Origin of the sequence: Guyparkeria hydrothermalis, assembly GCF_023555375.1 — a bacterium.
Classification (GTDB): domain Bacteria; phylum Pseudomonadota; class Gammaproteobacteria; order Halothiobacillales; family Halothiobacillaceae; genus Guyparkeria; species Guyparkeria hydrothermalis.
Genome location: NZ_JAJSEE010000004.1, coordinates 56,847 through 73,524, shown reverse-complemented (window position 1 = coordinate 73,524; position 16,678 = coordinate 56,847). Strand labels below are relative to the sequence as shown.

General features: G+C 67.2%; 15 protein-coding genes. 3 read left to right on the top strand and 12 right to left on the bottom strand.

Features of this window, described 5'->3' with window-relative positions; translation table 11 throughout:
* The first annotated feature begins 429 nt into the window (after positions 1–429).
* A complete protein-coding gene (locus LV475_RS06665; protein WP_250105983.1) occupies positions 430–903 on the top strand; it encodes a cytochrome c in 474 nt (157 codons plus the stop codon).
* 146 nt (positions 904–1,049) lie between these two features.
* Here the strand turns inward: LV475_RS06665 and LV475_RS06660 are convergent, their stop codons facing one another.
* The 8 genes from LV475_RS06660 to LV475_RS06625 form a co-directional block, all read right to left on the bottom strand.
* Positions 1,050–1,457 carry a DUF423 domain-containing protein gene (locus LV475_RS06660; RefSeq protein WP_136866991.1) on the bottom strand — a complete coding sequence of 136 codons (408 nt, stop codon included), beginning with the start codon at positions 1,455–1,457 and terminating at the stop codon, positions 1,050–1,052.
* 54 nt (positions 1,458–1,511) lie between these two features.
* Entirely contained in the window at positions 1,512–1,691 is a 180-nt protein-coding gene (locus tag LV475_RS06655; RefSeq protein ID WP_136866990.1) for a PA3496 family putative envelope integrity protein, read from the bottom strand.
* A gap of 620 nt (positions 1,692–2,311) precedes the next feature.
* The gene (locus LV475_RS06650) at positions 2,312–2,620 is read right to left on the bottom strand and encodes a helix-turn-helix domain-containing protein (RefSeq protein ID WP_136866989.1); all 309 of its coding nucleotides are present in this window, start codon (positions 2,618–2,620) and stop codon (positions 2,312–2,314) included.
* A 111-nt stretch (positions 2,621–2,731) separates the two neighbouring features.
* Positions 2,732–3,715 carry a tRNA dihydrouridine synthase DusB gene (gene dusB, locus LV475_RS06645; RefSeq protein WP_430886866.1) on the bottom strand — a complete coding sequence of 328 codons (984 nt, stop codon included), beginning with the start codon at positions 3,713–3,715 and terminating at the stop codon, positions 2,732–2,734.
* A 55-nt stretch (positions 3,716–3,770) separates the two neighbouring features.
* On the bottom strand, positions 3,771–5,153 hold the full coding sequence (locus tag LV475_RS06640) for a TRAP transporter large permease (protein ID WP_250105981.1): 1,383 nt from the start codon (positions 5,151–5,153) through the stop codon (positions 3,771–3,773).
* 3 nt (positions 5,154–5,156) lie between these two features.
* Positions 5,157–5,723: a TRAP transporter small permease subunit gene (locus LV475_RS06635; protein ID WP_250105980.1), complete on the bottom strand. Its 567-nt coding sequence runs from the start codon at positions 5,721–5,723 to the stop codon at positions 5,157–5,159.
* Positions 5,720–6,697 carry a homoserine kinase gene (locus LV475_RS06630; protein ID WP_136866986.1) on the bottom strand — a complete coding sequence of 326 codons (978 nt, stop codon included), beginning with the start codon at positions 6,695–6,697 and terminating at the stop codon, positions 5,720–5,722. The genes LV475_RS06635 and LV475_RS06630 overlap by 4 nt, the downstream gene beginning before the upstream one ends.
* An 89-nt stretch (positions 6,698–6,786) precedes the next feature.
* Positions 6,787–7,506, bottom strand: a complete 720-nt coding sequence (locus tag LV475_RS06625; RefSeq protein ID WP_136866985.1) for an LOG family protein — start codon at positions 7,504–7,506, stop codon at positions 6,787–6,789.
* 164 nt (positions 7,507–7,670) lie between these two features.
* Here LV475_RS06625 and polA point away from each other — a divergent pair, with 164 nt between their 5' ends.
* Positions 7,671–10,385: a DNA polymerase I gene (gene polA, locus LV475_RS06620; protein WP_136866984.1), complete on the top strand. Its 2,715-nt coding sequence runs from the start codon at positions 7,671–7,673 to the stop codon at positions 10,383–10,385.
* Between the two features lie 97 nt (positions 10,386–10,482).
* Here the strand turns inward: polA and LV475_RS06615 are convergent, their stop codons facing one another.
* The 4 genes from LV475_RS06615 to LV475_RS06600 form a co-directional block, all read right to left on the bottom strand.
* Entirely contained in the window at positions 10,483–13,059 is a 2,577-nt protein-coding gene (locus LV475_RS06615) for a putative bifunctional diguanylate cyclase/phosphodiesterase (protein WP_136866983.1), read from the bottom strand.
* A gap of 66 nt (positions 13,060–13,125) precedes the next feature.
* The gene (locus LV475_RS06610; protein ID WP_136866982.1) at positions 13,126–13,587 is read right to left on the bottom strand and encodes an HIT family protein; all 462 of its coding nucleotides are present in this window, start codon (positions 13,585–13,587) and stop codon (positions 13,126–13,128) included.
* Complete coding sequence (locus tag LV475_RS06605; protein WP_136866981.1) at positions 13,584–14,528, bottom strand: OmpA/MotB family protein; 945 nt, start codon at positions 14,526–14,528, stop codon at positions 13,584–13,586. The genes LV475_RS06610 and LV475_RS06605 overlap by 4 nt, the downstream gene beginning before the upstream one ends.
* Before the next feature lie 5 nt (positions 14,529–14,533).
* Positions 14,534–15,376, bottom strand: a complete 843-nt coding sequence (locus tag LV475_RS06600; RefSeq protein ID WP_136866980.1) for a motility protein A — start codon at positions 15,374–15,376, stop codon at positions 14,534–14,536.
* Between the two features lie 203 nt (positions 15,377–15,579).
* Here LV475_RS06600 and LV475_RS06595 point away from each other — a divergent pair, with 203 nt between their 5' ends.
* Positions 15,580–16,383, top strand: a complete 804-nt coding sequence (locus LV475_RS06595; RefSeq protein WP_169303604.1) for a TatD family hydrolase — start codon at positions 15,580–15,582, stop codon at positions 16,381–16,383.
* The last annotated feature ends 295 nt before the right edge of the window (positions 16,384–16,678 follow it).

The window sequence follows — 16,678 nt, the reverse complement described above, 5'->3', positions numbered from 1 at the left end:
ACGCGGATGGTACCGCAATCCGGCCCGGTACGCAGCCCGACAGCGCCTGGCTGTACATAACACACAGCGCTTCGCGTCAAATCACCCAGGGCGGGACGCATCGGCTTGGCATAAAATCGGGTGTGTCGCATTGAATGCTAGGGAAACTCTGCGCGATTCGATGACGTCTCTGCGGGACCTCCAAGGGCCCAGATGCAAGGCGCAGTCCACCGTGAAGGGCCGTCGCCCTTTACAAGGGCTGCAACGCCGCAGATGGGCCCTTGGAGGTCCGCCCGAAAAGGGGCTCGCGGGTTTGCTCGCACTCGGCGTTGCCGCCCCTCGACGGGCAATAAGCCCGTCTTCGGTTCGGCGCCTTGATTGCGAACAAACCCGCGAGCCAGAGATGCCATCGAATCGCGCAGAGTTTCCCCAACCCATGGAGGTGACCCCATGAAAGGATTTCTCGAACGGCCCATGGTGGGCCTGTTGGCCGTGTTGCTCCTGCCGGCCATGAACCTGGCCGTTGGCCAGGCGCAGGCAAGCAAGGACGAGCACGATCACGCGGGCGTGCACGAGTTCCACGAGACCATGGAGGTACTGGGCGAGCACACCGAACGGATCGTGAAGGCAATCAACCACGAGGATTGGCGGTGGGTGGCCAAGGAGGCCCGGGCGATCGCCGATCACCCGCGCCCACCGGCCGAGGAGCGGCAACGCATCATGGCCTTTGCCGGCGACCGTCGAGCCGAATTCCAGGACTACGATCACGCGGCGCACCAGGCGGCCGCCGATCTCGCCGACGTGGCGGCGATGGAGGACGGTCGCGAGGTAATACGGGCCTTTGCGGATCTGCAGGCAACCTGCCTCGATTGCCACGCCAGTTTCCGCGAGGACTTCCGGGCCCACTTTTACGCGGGCAAGTAGAGGGTCTTTCCCCTCGAATGCCGCCGGGTGCTGGATCGGCCCTGACGCGCGGGGCTGGCGCCTCGCCACTGGAGGCAAAAGGCCGACGTCCCCTGGAGGGCGTCGGCCTTTTTTTGATTCTGTACTTTTCTGTTTTGTAGCCGGTCCTAGGGTGCCTTTTTCGCCCGGATAACGCCGGTCAGCCAGGCGAGCCAACCGAGCATCAGCAGCAGTCCACCCAGCGGGGTGACCAGTCCGGGCCAGGCCTGGCCGAACAGGATGAGGGCGTAGAGGCTGCCACTGAACAGCAGCGTGCCCGCGATCCAGCAGGCGGCGGTGACCAGACGCCAGGGGCCCGGGCCGGGCCAGAAGGCCAGCAACATCAACGCGAGAACGTGCACGAAATGCAGCAGGTTGGCGGTGTCGATCTGGCGTTGGCCGGTCACATCGGTCGGCGCCAGTGGGCCATGGGCTGCGAGGGCGGCGAGGATGACGGCAAGCAGTCCGCCGAGCAGGCCGATGGCGAGCACGCCCCGGTGCGGGACAGGGGCTGGATTCGGGCGGGCGTCGGGCATGGGGCGTCTCCGATTGGCGGCGGCCCGCGGCCCGAGACGTCTAGATCACGTGATCTAGAAATCGTCGGTCATCTGCGCGCGCAGCCGACGTTCCTCGAGGAGGTCGTCGAGCCGGCGGCGGGCGTCCTTGGTTCCCTTGATGCTGTCGAGCAGCGAGTCGCTGTTCTGATCGTCGTCCTCGACGTCGGTGTCGTCCCAATCGTCGAGGTCCTGATAGTCGTTTTCTTTGCTCATGATGTACCTGCGTGATCAACACGTTCAAGGCAACCTCGGCGAGGTCGCGTTGGCATCGATCGACGGTCATGGCCAAGTCCTGCAGGCCATCATGGGTCCCGGACGCGGCGCCCGGGCCGGCGCCCCGATCCCGGGGCTGACCAGCCGATTTTCCGGCGCGTTATACCGCGTTTTTTCGACCGGTCAAAGCAAATTTTTATCAGGGGAAACTCTGCACGAATGCCATGCCACTCTGGCTTGGCGAGTCGTTCGTGATCAAGGCGCGATGTCGCCGGCGTGCCGGTAGCCACGTCAAGACATCGCAACGCGGAGCACGGGCGACTCGCCAGGCCCCGCAGGGCGCGCCTTGAGCCGGGCATCTACTGCGTTGTCGTCCTTGGAAAGAGAATAACTCTTCCGCGGCGGACGAGCGCCTTGCATCTGCCCGGCTCAAGGCACGCAGAGCGGTATGGCATTCGTGCAGAATTTCCCGAGCCGGGGAGCGCATGCCGCCGGCGTTTGCGCCGATGCAACAGCTGGCTCAAATGGCATTGCCACGAGGGTGTGTCGAGGGCCGATCGAGAGGGTGGGAAAACCGGACGAGTGGGCCGGTCAGGCGGGAGGAAAAGCGTCAGGTGGGGTCAGATCAGGTCGTGGTCGCGCAGTTTCTTGCGCAGGGTGCTGCGATTGATGCCCAGGCAGGCGGCCGCCCGGCTCTGGTTGTGGTCGCAGCGCTCGAGCACGCGGGCGAGCAGGGGGCGTTCGACCTGGCCCATGACCAGTTGGTAGAGATTGCTGGGCTGGTCTTCCTCGAAGGCATCCCAGAGGATGTCCAGCGCATCGATGATGGTCTCGTGCACGTCGCGCTGGCACTCGGCCGCGCGACGGGCGCTGCCGTTGAGTGACGACACGTTGGACTCGGCAGTGGCGGTGCTGGATGAGTAGGTCATTATTCTTTTCAACAACGCGGCATTGGGGCGGACAGGGCCACGAGAAACCGGGACGACCGGATCGTTCCGTGGTCGTCGCGTGTTCCCTGGTTCGAGCGTTCCGCGGGCCGTTCAGGCACTCGGCGCGGCGGACGGACTCGATACGCTGCGAAGCTCGGCCTCCCGCCGGTCAAGCCACCGGCGCTGGGACTCGATGGTCTCCAGTCGGTTGAACTCCTTGCGCGTCCCTTCGGCAATCGGTAGCCGCGAAGAATACCACCCCCAGTGCTTCCTCGCGATGCGCACGCCCATCACATTTCCGTAATGGCGATAAATATTCTCGAATTGCTCGCGGACGAAGCCCATGACGTCGATGGGGCCGGGCTCGGATGGCACGGGGCGGCCTTCCAGCGCGGCGCGCAGCTGGGCGAATAGCCAGGGTCGGCCGAAGGCGGCGCGTCCGATCATCAGGCCGGCGGCGCCGGTCGAGGCCAGGACCTCGACGGCCTTGTCGACCGACTCGATGTCGCCGTTGGCCAGCACCGGGATGCGCCGTTCGGCGACCACCCGCGCGATGGTGTCGTACTCGGCGTGCCCGGTGTACTTCTGCGCTCGGGTACGGCCGTGGATCGAGAGCATCGCGATGCCCGCCTCCTCGGCGATCCGCGCGATTTCCGGGGCGTTGCGCCAGTCCTCGTCCGGGCCGGTGCGCATCTTGAGCGTGACCGGGCAGGGGACGGCCTCGACGGCCGCCTCGAGCAGCCGGGCGACGGTGTCGGGTTCGGCCATCAGGGCCGAACCGGCCGCCTTGCGGCAGACCTTTTTCGCCGGACAGCCCAGGTTGAGGTCGATCAGCTGCGCGCCGTCGCGGTACGCCTGACGGGCGGCCTCGGCGAGATCATGGGGCTCGTTGCCCAGAAGCTGGACGGCTCGCGGCTCCGGGTCGTCGGCGCGGATGCGGCGCTGCTCGCTCTTGCGCGTGTTCCTGAGGTCCGGCTTGCTGCTGATCATCTCGTTGACCACCAGCCCCGCACCCTGGTCGAAACACAGCTGACGAAAGGGGCGATCGGAAATCCCGGCCATGGGCGCGAGCGCGAGCGGGAAGTCGATCCGCAGCCGCTCGTCACGGCCGACCAGCTCGATCGGTGCCAGTCCCGGCCGCGTCGTGCTGTCAGGGCGTGCGGACGTCAAGGGTCTCGGGGAGCCAGGTGACGATGTCCGGGAAGATGACCAGCAGGGCGAGCACCGCGAGCTGGATCGCGATGAACGGCAACACCCCGCGGTAGATCTGGCCGGTGCGAATGCTCCTGGGTGCCGCGCCCCGCAGGTAGAACAGCGAAAAGCCGAACGGCGGGGTCAGGAAGCTGGTCTGCAGGTTGACCGCGAGCAGGATGCCCAGCCAGATCGGGTCGATGCCCATCATCAGGAGCACCGGGGCGACGATCGGCACGACCACGAAGGTGATTTCGATGAAATCGAGCATGAAGCCAAGCAGGAACACGATCACCATCACGATCAGGAGGGCCGTCATGGCCCCACCCGGCAGTCCGGACAGGAGGTCGTGGACCATCGCGTCGCCGCCGAAGCCCCGGAAGACCAGCGAGAAGATCGAGGCGCCGATGAAGATCAGGAACACCATCGCGGTGACGCGCAGGGTGCCGGTCAGGCTCTCGTGGAGCACGGGCAGGCTCAGGCGCCGCTTGGCGGCGGCGAGCAGCAGGGCGCCGACCGCGCCGACCGCGGCCGCCTCGGTCGGGGTGGCGATGCCGGACATGATCGAGCCCAGCACGAGCACGATCAGCAGGATGGGCGGGGCGAGGGCGAGCAGCAGGCGGCTGATCGGCGGGCGTTCGGCCAGTTCCGCCTCCGTGAGGCCCGGCACGCGCTCGGGTTGGCGCCAGGCGACGAACAGGATGTAGGCGGCATAGGCCGCGACCAGGATCAGCCCCGGGATCAGGGCGCCGCTGAACAGGTCACCCACGGCCACCGTCTCCGGCGAGAAGATGCCCTGGTCGAGCTGGGCCTGGGTGTAGGCGTTGGACAGCTGATCGCCCAGCAGCACGAGGATGATCGAGGGCGGGATGATCTGCCCGAGCGTGCCGGCGGCCGCGACCGAACCCGAGGCCAGGCGCGGGTCGTAGCCGCGGCGCAGCATGACGGGCAGGGCGATCAGGCCCAGGGTCACCACGGTTGCGCCGACGATGCCGGTGCTGGCCGCGAGGATCGCGCCGACCAGCATCATCGACAGCCCCAGCCCGCCCGGGCGGCGGCCGAACAGCGCGCTCATGTTCTCGAGCAGGTCGTCGGCCACCCGCGCCTTCTCCAGCAACACGCCCATCAGCACGAACAGCGGCACGGCCACCAGCGTCTGGTTGAGCATGATGCCGAACAGGCGGTTGGGCATGGCGCTCATCAGGCCGTGGTCGAAGACGCCGATCAGCGTCCCGATCCCGGCGAAGACCAGCGAGACGCCGGCGAGCACGAAGGCGACCGGAAAGCCGCTCATCAGCGCGGCGAAGATGGTCAGCACCATCAGGAGCAGCAGCCATTCCATGCCTTACATGCCCTCCTTGATCGAGCCGTGCTCGGGTTCGGTGGGCTGCTCGTTGCGCAGGACGGCGACGTGGCGCAGCAGTTCGACCAGTCCCTGCCAGAAGAGCAGGGCCGGCATGACGATCAGCAGGGTCTTCAGGAGATACAGCAGCGGGATGCCGCCGGGCTCCGGCGAGCCCTCGCGCATCGCCCAGCTGTTGCCGACGTACTCGAGGCTGCTGATCCCGATGAACAGGCAGACCGGCCAGAGCAGGACGATCACGCCGATGATCTCGATCCAGGCGCGGGTCTTGGGGCGGGCATTGCGCGAGAGCACGTCGACCCGCACGTGGCCGTCGTGGCGATAGGTGTAGCCCATGCCGAGCATGAACAGCAGCGCGAACCAGTAGGTGATCGATTCGGACAGCCACTGATTGCTGTCCGAGAGGCCGTAGCGCAGGGCCACTACGCCGAAGACGGTCAGCGTCAGTGCCAGGCCCAGCCAGGCGACCACTCGGCCGATCCACTCGTTGACCCGGTCGAGACGATCGACCAGGCGACTCAATCGACAGGAAGACGGTGCAGGCGTCATCGGTTGGCCTCGTCGGGCTGGTTGGACTCGATCCACGTTCGCGTCCGATCGCCGGCGGCGCGGTGCGCCTCGAGGATGCGGCGGAACGGTGTCGGGTCCTTGATGTAGGTCATTTCGGCGGCGCGCGGGAAATACTGATCCTGCATGCGCGAGACCCAGAAGCGCAGCGCCGCGGCGCGCAGCAGGCCCGGCCAGGCCGCCTGCTCGGCCCGGCTTAGGGGCCGTTCGGCGAGATAGCCCGCCAGCAGGGCGTCGCGTTCGGCCGGGCGGGACTGGCCCCGCTCGTCGACGCACCAGTCGTTGAGTGTCACGGCGAGATCGTAGGCGAGGGCATCGGTGCAGGCGTAGTAGAGATCGATGATGCCGGTGAGTTCGCCGTGGTCGAACAGGGCGTTGTCGCGGAACAGATCGGCGTGGATCGCACCGCGCGGGAGGTCCGCCCGCGACTGGCCGCGCTGGAAGGCCAGTTCGTCGTCGAGCAGCGCGAGCTCGTCGTCGCTGGCCTTCTCGTGCAGCTGGCGCGCCACGGTCTCGGCCCAGGCCAGATCGCGATCCGGGGCGCGGTACTCGGGGAAGTCGGTCGAGACGCGATGGAAACGCGCCAGCGTGTGGCCGATCGCCGCGCAGGCCGCCGGGTCCGGGTGATCGAGCGAGGCACCGGTCAAGCGCTGGACCAGGGCCGCGGGCTTGCCGTTGAGTTCGGTCAGGTAGGCCCCGTCGCGCGTCGGCACCGGGTGGGCGGTGGGGATGTCGTGCTCGGCCAGATAGGCCATCAGGTCGAGGAAGAACGGCAGCTCGTCGGCGCCGTGGTTCTCGAACAGGGTGAGCACGTAGCGTCCGCCGGTGGTGGTGACGAAGTAGTTGGTGTTCTCGATACCGGCGGCGATGCCGCGATGCTCGACCAGCTCACCGCAGTCGAACCGGGTCAGGAAGGTGGCGAGTTGTTCGGTATCGACCTTGGTAAAAACGGACATGTCGGTCTCGTTCGTTGCTTGGGTTTGCCCGGCGTCGGTGGCCCGGGGTTGCTAGCTGGAATTGGCTGGCCGGCATTGGCTGGCCCGGCTCAGAGGTCGAGCAGTTTCTGCTGCTCTTCCTCGGTCGCCGTGACACCGCGGTTTCGGTAGAAATCGAAGATCGCGTCCACCGCCTCGTCGGCCGTGTCGCACAGGGTGAACAGCTGCATGTCCTCGGCGGCGATGGTCTTCTCGCCCAGGAGCTGGTCGCCGAACCAGTCGATCAGCCCCTGCCAGAACGTGCTGCCCAGCAGGACGATCGGAATGCGGCGCGACTTGCCGGTCTGCACCAGGGTGAGGATCTCGGCCAGCTCGTCGAGGGTGCCGAAGCCGCCGGGCATCACCACGTAGGCCGAGGCGTGCTTGACGAACATCACCTTGCGGGCGAAGAAGTGCTGGAAATGCAGCGAGACGTCCTGGTAGTCGTTGTCCATCTGCTCGTGGGGCAGGGCGATGTTGAGTCCCACGCTGGGCGCACCGCCGGCCTGTGCGCCCTTGTTGGCCGCCTCCATGATGCCCGGGCCGCCGCCGGAGATCACCGAGAAGCCGGCATTGGACAGCTTTTCGGCGACCTCGACGGTCAGCGCGTACCAGGGATTGTCTTCCTTGTAGCGCGCCGAGCCGAAGATGCTGACCGCCGGCTCGATGCTGGCGAGCGTCTCGTAACCGTGGACGAACTCGGCCATGATCTGGAAGACCTTCCAGGACTCCTGCGAGAGACGCTGTTGCTGGTCGAGTCGGGTGGGATGATTGGGTAGCTTTCTGCTCATGCAAAACCGCGTGACGCCGAGGTGTTTCGGGATGTGGCTTTTGGCCGCCCGGATCGGTCGTCCGGGCCCGTTACCGAGGACGGCGTGATCCACAGCGCCCGTGCCGCCTGTGGCATAGTACCGGCCTGATATCCACGGTATTGAAAAAAGGGGCAAATCCTACCATGTCCGATCGAAACGGACCCGTGATTCTCGTCGACGGCAGTTCCTTCCTGTTCCGCGCCTTTCACGCCCTCCCGCCGCTGAACGCGCCCGATGGCACGCCCACCGGGGCCATCCACGGCGTGGTCAACATGCTCTTGAAGATGCGGCGCGAGGCCGCGCCCAGCCACATGGCGGTGGTCTTCGACGCCCCGGGCAAGACCTTTCGTGACGACATCTACCCCGACTACAAGGCCCATCGGCCGCCGCTGCCCGACGACCTGCGGGTGCAGATCGAGCCGGTGCATGCCCTGGTGCGCGCGCTGGGCTTTCCGCTGTTGTGCGTGGAGGGGGTCGAGGCCGACGACGTGATCGGCACCCTGATGCACGAGGCGCGCGAGAATGGCGAGGAGGTGATCGTCGCCACCGCCGACAAGGATTTCGCCCAGCTGGTCGCGCCCGGCGTCACCCTGGTCAACACGATGAGCAACAAGACCACCGACGTGGCCGCCGTCGAGGAGAAATACGGCATCCACCCGGGGCAGTTCATCGATTTTCTCGCCCTGGTGGGCGACAAGGTCGACAACATCCCCGGCGTGCCCGGATGCGGGCCGAAGACCGCGACCAAGTGGATCAACCAGTATGGTTCGCTCGACGGGATCATCCGGCACGCCGAGGAGATCAAGGGCAAGGTCGGGCAGTCGTTGCGCGATTCGCTTGAGTTCCTGCCCATCAGCCGCGAACTGGTCACCATTCGCACGGATTGCGATCTGCCGGTGAGGCTGAATGAGTTGGTGATCGAGCCGGCCGACGTGCAGACCGGGTTGGCGCTGGCCGATCGCTACGGGCTCAACTCGTTGCGCCGCTGGTTCGGTGAGCAGGGTCTCGTCGAGGGAGAGGGCGTGACCGAGACGGTCGAACGTCCTGAGGCCGACTATCGAACCATCACCGACGTAGCGGCGCTCGACCAGTGGATCGAGCGGATCGAGGCGGCGCCGCGCGTGGCCTTCGACACCGAGACCGATTCCCTCGAGCCGATGCAGAATCGGGTGGTCGGTCTGTCGTTTGCCATCGATCCGCACGAGGCGATCTACGTGCCGCTCGCCCACGTGGATGCCCACGGCGAACGGGTCGAGCCGCAGCTCGATCGCGACCAGGTGCTTGCCCGCCTCAAGCCGTGGCTGGAGGACGAGTGCCCCACCAAGATCCTGCAGAACGCCAAGTTCGACATGCACGCGCTCGCCAACCACGGCATCACGCTCGCCGGATTGGTCGACGACAGCATGCTGGAGTCCTATGTGCTCGACCCGACCGCCTCGCGCCACGACATGGACACGCTCGCCTCCCGCGAGCTCTCGCACCAGACCACCACCTTCGAGGAGATCGCGGGCAAGGGCGCCAAGCAGCTGACCTTCGACCAGATCGAGATCGACGTGGCCACCCCCTACGCGGCCGAGGATGCCGACATCACCCTGCAGCTGGCCGACCGCCTGCGCGCGAGATTGGCCGAGACGCCGTCGCTGATGGCGGTCTACGAGGAGATCGAGCGGCCGCTGGTGCCGGTGCTGTTTACCATGGAGCGCGCCGGCGTGGCGATCGACAGCGAGCAGCTGGCGCGCCAGGGCGAGGCGATTGCCGAACGGATCGCGGCGATTGAATCGCAGGCCCACGAGATTGCCGGTGAGGCCTTCAACCTCGGTTCGACCAAGCAGCTCAAGTCGATCCTGTTCGAGCGCATGGGGCTGCCGGTGAAGGTCAAGACGCCCAAGGGCGAGCCGTCGACCAACGAGGAGGCCTTGTCCGCCCTGGTCGACGAGCATCCGCTCGCCCAGTTGATCCTCGACTATCGCGGCCTGACCAAGCTCAAGACCACCTACATCGACCGGCTGCCCGAGCGCATCGACCCCGACACCGGGCGCGTGCACTCGATGTTCCACCAGGCGGTGACCGCCACCGGGCGCCTGTCGTCATCGAACCCCAACCTGCAGAACATCCCGGTGCGCACCGAGGAGGGGCGGCGGATTCGCAAGGCCTTCGTCGCCTCGCCCGGCCACAAGCTGGTCTCGGCGGATTACTCGCAGATCGAGCTGCGCATCATGGCGCACCTGTCGGGGGACGAGGGCCTGCTCAAGGCCTTCGAGCAGGGCGAGGACATCCACCGCGCGACCGCCCGCGAGGTGTTCGCCGACGGCGGCGAGGTCAGCGACGAGCAGCGGCGTGCCGCCAAGGCGATCAACTTCGGGCTGATCTATGGCATGTCCGCCTTCGGCCTGGCGCGCCAGATCGGGGTGGGGCGTACGGAGGCGCAGGACTACATCGATCGCTACTTCGCCCGTTACCCGGGCGTGGCGCGCTACATGGACGAGACCCGGGCGCGGGCCCATGAGCGCGGCTTTGTCGAGACGGTCTTCGGCCGCCGCCTCTACCTGCCGGAGCTCAAGAGCCGCAACGGCCAGCGCCGCCAATACGCCGAGCGCACGGCGATCAACGCGCCGATGCAGGGCACGGCGGCCGACATCATCAAGCGGGCGATGCTCGCCCTGCACGCGAACGTGGTGACGACCGGGCGGGCGCGCATGATCATCCAGGTGCACGACGAGCTGATCTTCGAGGTGCCCGCCGACGAGGCGACCTCGCTGGCAGACGAGATCGAGCGCACGATGATCCGGGCGGCCGACCTGCGCGTGCCGCTCGAGGTGGGCATCGGGATCGGCGAGTCCTGGGACGAGGCGCACTGACACTCGGTCACGCGGTCGGGTCGATCGCGCCATCGATCAAAAAGGCCCGCTGTCGCGTGTTGCGGCAGCGGGCCTTTCGTTCTCGGGACGTACACCGTCAGTCGGCCTGGCGCGTTGGCTGGATGTCGGGGACCGGGTAGCTCGGGATATTCCCGTGCATGAATTCGCCGTCCCAGTAGTCCTCGTCGAAGGGGCGCGAGAAGACGAAGCCCTGGATCTGCAGGCGACTGCCGAACTTGCGTAGCTCGACGAGCTGCTGCGGGGTTTCGACCCCCTCGATGACCACCTCGAACTCGAGTTTCTCGGCCATCGCAAGGATCGACTCCAGCAGCTTGCGGGCATCCTCGCTGCGCTCGATCTCGTCGACGAACTGCTTGTCGATCTTGAGCTTCGAGATCGGCAGGTTGTTGAGGTAGGCAAGCGAGGAGTGGCCGGTACCGAAGTCGTCGATCGCGATGGCAAACCCGTGCATCGCCAGCTGATGCAGGCGCTCGGCGAGCAGGGTCGGGTCAGAGCCGAAATCGCTCTCGGTGATCTCGAGCACGATCGAGGAGGTCGGCAAGCCGGCCGATTTGGCGAGCTCGATCAACCGTTCGTCGACCTTGTCGAGCAGCAGCAGCTGCGGCGGGACGTTGATCGAGATGGTCAGTTCCTGGCCGGCCTGGCGCTGCCAGTCCGCCACGCGGCGGCAGGCGTTGTTGAGGGCCCACTCGGTGAACTCGCCGATCAGGTTGTGCTCCTCGGCCAGCGGGATGAATTCGCCCGGGGAGATCCAGTCGCCGCGGTAGCGCCAGCGCATCAACGCCTCGAAGCCCACCAGGGTGCCGCTCGCGAGCGAGACCTGCGGCTGGTAGTGCACGCGCATCTCGCGGTTGCCCAGCGCCTTGCCCAGTGCCTGGGTGAGCTCGAAGCGCCGCTGGGCGGCGTGGGTATGGCCCTCGGCGTGACCGATGATGCGGTTGCCACCCTCGGCCTTGGCCTGGGAGAGGCCGTTGTCGGTGATGCGCAGCAGCTCCTCGGCGGTTTGCCCCTCGGCCGGGAACTGGGCCGAGGAGACGCTGGCACGGATGTCGAGGCGGTAGCCGGCGAGCTCGACCCGCTGGGTCAGGTGGGCATGGGCCTGGCGCATGACCTCGTCGACGCGGGCTTCGAGGTCCTCGCCCTTGTCGGCGAACACCAGGAAGGCGAATTCGTCGCCGTCGATGCGGGCGAGCAGGGAGCGCGGCTCGGTGATCTCGGCAAGGCGGTCGCCCATGACCCGGAGGATGCGGTCACCGAAGCGCCGACCCAGGGCCTCGTTGAATGCCGTGAAACCGTCCAGGCCCAGGGAGACCAGGGCGAAAGGCTGGTCCGGGTGCGTTTGGATCTGCGTATCGACCTGCTGGACGAAATAGCCACGGTTGAGCCGATCGGTGACGCGGTCCTGGCGGGCCAGCGCCAGCACCTCGTTCTCGCGGGCGCGGATTTCGGTGTGATCGTTGATCACCACGATCACGTGGCCGCGCTTCTCGCGCGCCTCGCCCACCAGCCGGATCGAGACCAGCGCAATCAGGGTCTTGCCGTCTTCCGGTCGGGTGAACTCGATCTCGCTGCGCCACTCGCCCTTGTCCAGCACGTGCTTCCAGATCGGCGCGATCACGCGGCTGGGCTGGTCGAGCAGGATCTCGAGCAGGGGCCGCTCGGCGAGCTTGGTGGTGCTCATCGCCAGCAACGACTCGGCGGCCGGGTTGGCACGGGTGACGATGCCCTGGATGTCGGTGACCAGCACCGCTTCCTGCACCTCGTCGAACACCGAGGCGGTCAACGCGAGCGAATCCTCGGCGCGCCGGCGGCTCATGGCCTCCTTGTCGTGCTTCTTGAGCATCGCCTGGAGCTGCTCGCGGGAGTTGGACAGGCTCACCAGCGAGCTGCGGAACTGCTGCACCGCGCGGGCGATGCGCCCAAGCTGGTCACGACGCTTCTGTTGCGAGCCGGCGGATGCCTGCTGGCCGGCGACGATCCGCTCGGTGATGTCGGCGAGCCGGCGGATCTGGCGGTTGGTCAGCCAGAGCACCAGCATCAGGAGCAGGGCCTGCAGGGCGACGAAGACGATCAGGACCAGCTGGTAGTTCTCGGTGACCGCCGCGTTGGCCCCGCGGATGGCCTGCATGGTGTCCTCGAGCTCCTCGTTGGCCGCGTCGATCAGGCCCCCGAAGCCGTCGGTCATGATCGCCGCGCGTTGCTCGGCCAGGCGTGTCTGGATGCGCGCGATCTCGTCGGCGGAGGCCGAGGCGACGTTCTGGTTGGCCTCGACCAGGCTGCGTGACTGCGCCTCGATCGAGTCGGCGAGCTGATTGATCGCCCCGGGGTGGTTCTCGCGCAGCGGGGCCAGCGCGACACTGCCGCGCACCGCGGAGGCGATCTGGGTGAGCTCGGTCTTAAGCCCCGAGACGTCACGGCGCGCCCCTGGCGCGAACCCGGTGACCTCGCGCTCGACCTTGGCCGCGATGCCCGCGTACTCGTTGCGGATCTGTTCGATCGACTTGTGTGTCTCCACGAAACCGCGGCTGGCCTCGGCGAAGGTCTCGACGTTCGACTGGGCGAGGTTGCCCAGATAGAACACCAGGCCCGCGCTGAGAGCCAGCTGGGCGAGGATGAAGATCAGAAATTGCAGCGGCAGGGGGAGCAGTCGCATTCGGGTCGTCCTGATTCCTTGTTCGGTCGCATTCCGTTGATCCGGCCCGGGGCGGGCCGGCCCGCACTACGTGGGGCGCTCAGAGTGTCGCGCAAGGGCATCGCCGAGTCCAGCAGCGATCGGCTGGACCCGGGCCAGCAGCTCGATCGGTTCCATCGGCTCGGGCGTGCCGGCGCCCCACACCACGCCTGGCCACGCCGGGTCGTCGGCGCGGCGGACCACGCAATGCACGTGGAGCTGGTCGACGAGATTGCCGATGGCGCCGACGTTGAGCCGGTCGGGGTCATACAGGTGCTCGAGCGTCTCGCTCAGGGCCTGCAGGCCCGTCAGTGTCTCCTCGCGCCAGTCGGCGGAAAGTTGGTGCAGCTGCTCGGCGCCGGGGTGCATCGGGACGATCAGGACCCAGACGAAACGTCGGTCGTTGATCAGGCGAAACTGCAGGCGTCCATGCTGGATGATCGGGAAACTGTCGGCCTTGAGCCGCGGGTGCAGCGTCCAGTCATCGTGGTCCGGGCGGGGAGCGTTCATCGGCGGTCCTCCGTAGCGGGCAGTTCCAGTACCAGGTCGACGCGGCGGTTTTCCGCGCGGCCGGTGGCCGTGTCGTTGCCGGCGATGGGTTGGGTGTCCGCCAGGCCCACGGCGTGCAGTCGTCCCGGGCGGATACCGGCGTCGATCAGCTGGCGGACCACCGCCGCGGCCCGCGCCGCCGACAGCTCCCAGTTGGACGGGTAGCGCCAGGTCTGGATGGGGCGGTTGTCGGTGTGCCCCTCGACCGTGATGCGATAGTCGCTGCCGTCGAGCCGATCGGCCAACCGGGCGAGCAGGGCGCGTCCGGGACCGGAGAGCCCCGCCTCGCCGGTGGGGAAGAGGATATTGTCCTTGACGCGCAGTTGCACGCGATCGGCGATGGTCGAGACCTCGACATCGTCGCCCATGTCCGCGAATCGACCGGCCAACGCACTCGCCTGGGCCTCCGCCCGTTCCTCGGCCGGCGTTTGGTCACCATCGCCGGCCGGACCCTCGGGCTCTTCCTGGTGGGATTCGGCATCGCCCGGCTCGGCGAACAGGCGTTCGTGCCGCTCGCCGATCAGGGCATCACCGCTGGCGGTACGGGCATCCGGGTTCGGCTTGTTCCCGCCGATGACTACCTCGGGTGGATCGGTCTCGCCGGTGGCATCGCTCGCCGCCGGGCGATCGGTGTTCGCCGGCTGGTCGGTCTGGGCGCCACTGCCCGGCTCGACCGGGTTCTGCGCCTTGTGCTGATAGGCATAGGCGGCCAGTAGCACGAACAGGGTCAGCAGCAGGGTCATCAGGTCGACCATGGTCAGCAACCAGTAGTTCTGGTCGTCCTCGACCTGGCGGACGTCCGGCTCCCAGCCCTCGCTCCACGGGCGTCCGCCGTCGCGAGCCGCGGCGGCGACCCGTGCCTCCTGGAGCTCGATCTCGTGGGCGCTGGGGTCGCTGGTCACGCCGTTCACTCGCTGGCCTGCCTCGGTCGCCGGCGCGGGCTCTCGCGGCGGCCGCTGGCCCGCTTGGAGGGGGGCTCGCCGTCACGCAGTTCGTCCTCGCTCTGGGCGAGGAACGAGCCCAAGGTCTCGCGGATGAAGGCCGGTGAGCGGTCTTCCTGCATCAAGAGCACGCCCTCGACCATCATGTTCATCAGCATCACGCGCTGCTCGGTACGCCGTTCGAGCTTGAGCGCGATCGGCTTGAACAGCATGTTCGACAAGAGGATGCCGTAGAGCGTGGTGATCAGGGCGAGTGCCATGTTGGTGCCGATGGCACCGAATTGGTCGGCATCCATGGCGCTGAGCATGTTGATCAGCCCGAGTAGGGTGCCGAGCATGCCGAAGGCCGGGGCGAAGGTCGCCATGGTGCGAAAGATCTGCGCCTCGGCCCGCTCGCGGGCCCGCATGCGTGAGATGCGCCACTGCATCAGGGTGATCAGGTCTTCCGAGGAGGCCCCGTCGAGCACCATTTGCATCCCCGAGCGCAGGAACGGGTTCTTGATGCGGTTGAGCTTCTCGTCCGCCCGGCTGATCTGGCCCTGGAACTTGAGCTTGGCCACCTCGACCAGCTCGTTGATGTCGCGCTCGGCGTACAGGCGTTCGTTCTTGAGCACGATGCCGAACACGCGGAACACGCGCAGCACCTCGTGCAGCGGATAACTCACCAGGGTCGCGGCCACGGTGCCGCCGACCACCAGCAACAGGCCCGGCAGGTTGAGGAAGTTGGACGGGTCCTCGGCGGAGAGGCCGATCGCGGCGACCACGATGGCCAGGCCGAAGAACATGCCGAGTAGCGTGCTGGGATTCAAGTGTCGCGGTCCTCGAGTTTGGCCGTGCAGTGGCACGTTGGTCTGGGTAAACGATAGCATTGCCGACCCGTTTGCCGGGATGCGGCGCGCCCGCCCCGACGTGATTCGGCACTACCCTCTAGAATCGACCGTCGCGCCGCATTCTTGAGCCCGATGGCGGTGGTCGCGGCAATCTCGCCCCGGTTGAAAGCAGGAGGTCCGTCGTGGAGCTGATCGATACCCATTGCCACCTCGAGGCGGCCGCCTTCGCCGCGGACCTGCCCGAGGTGCTGGGGCAGGCCCGGACCCACGGCGTAACGGGGGTCGTAGCGGTGGGTGTCTCGCCGGCGGACTTCCCGGCCCAGTGCCGGGCGATGGCCACGGCCCGGGCGGCCGGCCTGTCGGCCTGGGGGGCATTCGGTACGCACCCGTGGTGGAGTGATCGGGTGGGCGTCTATGCGGCCGTGGCCGGCCTGGAACGGCAATGGGAGGCGGCCGATGCGCCGATCGCGGTGGGTGAGATCGGGCTCGACTTCGAGCGTGCCGGTCTGGACGCCGAGGTGCAGAACGCCCTGTTCACCGCCCAGCTCGACTGGGCCGCCGACCACGATTTGCCCGTGATCCTGCACGAGCGCAAGTCCGCCGACCGCTTGCTGTACTGGCTGCGCCGGCGTCGTCATGCCGGCGGCGTGGTCCACGGCTTTACCGGCTCGCGCCAGCAGGCCGAGCAGTTCGTCGACCAGGGCTTTTTCATCGGGGTGGGCGGGGCGATCACGCACCCCGGCGCGCACCGCATGCACCGAATGGTCAAAGAGCTGCCGCTCGAGTCGCTGGTGCTCGAGACCGATGCGCCCAACCAGCCCGGTCACGCGCACCGCCGCCAACGCAACCTGCCCGCCTACCTGCCCGAGAACCTCGCCGCGCTGGCCACCCTGCGCGGTTGCAACGAGAGCGAACTGCGCGAACGCATCGACCGAAACGTCCGGCAGCTCTTCAAGGGCCGGCTTCGCTACAATGCCGCCTCCTAAGGAAACTCTGCACGATTCGATGGCATCTCTGGCTCGCGGGTTTGTTCGCAATCAAGGCGCCGGCCCGAAGACGGGCTCATTGCCCGTCGAGGGACGGCAACGCCGAGTGCGGGCAAACCCGCGAGCCCCATCCGGGCGGGCCTCCAAGGGCCCATCTGCGGCGTTTCAGCCCTTGTAAAGGGCGACGGCCCTTCACGGCGGACTGCGCCTTGCACCTGGGCCCTTGGAGGTCCCGCAGAGACGTCATCGAATCGTGCAGAGTTTCCTTAATCATTCTCATCCACGTGGATTGCCT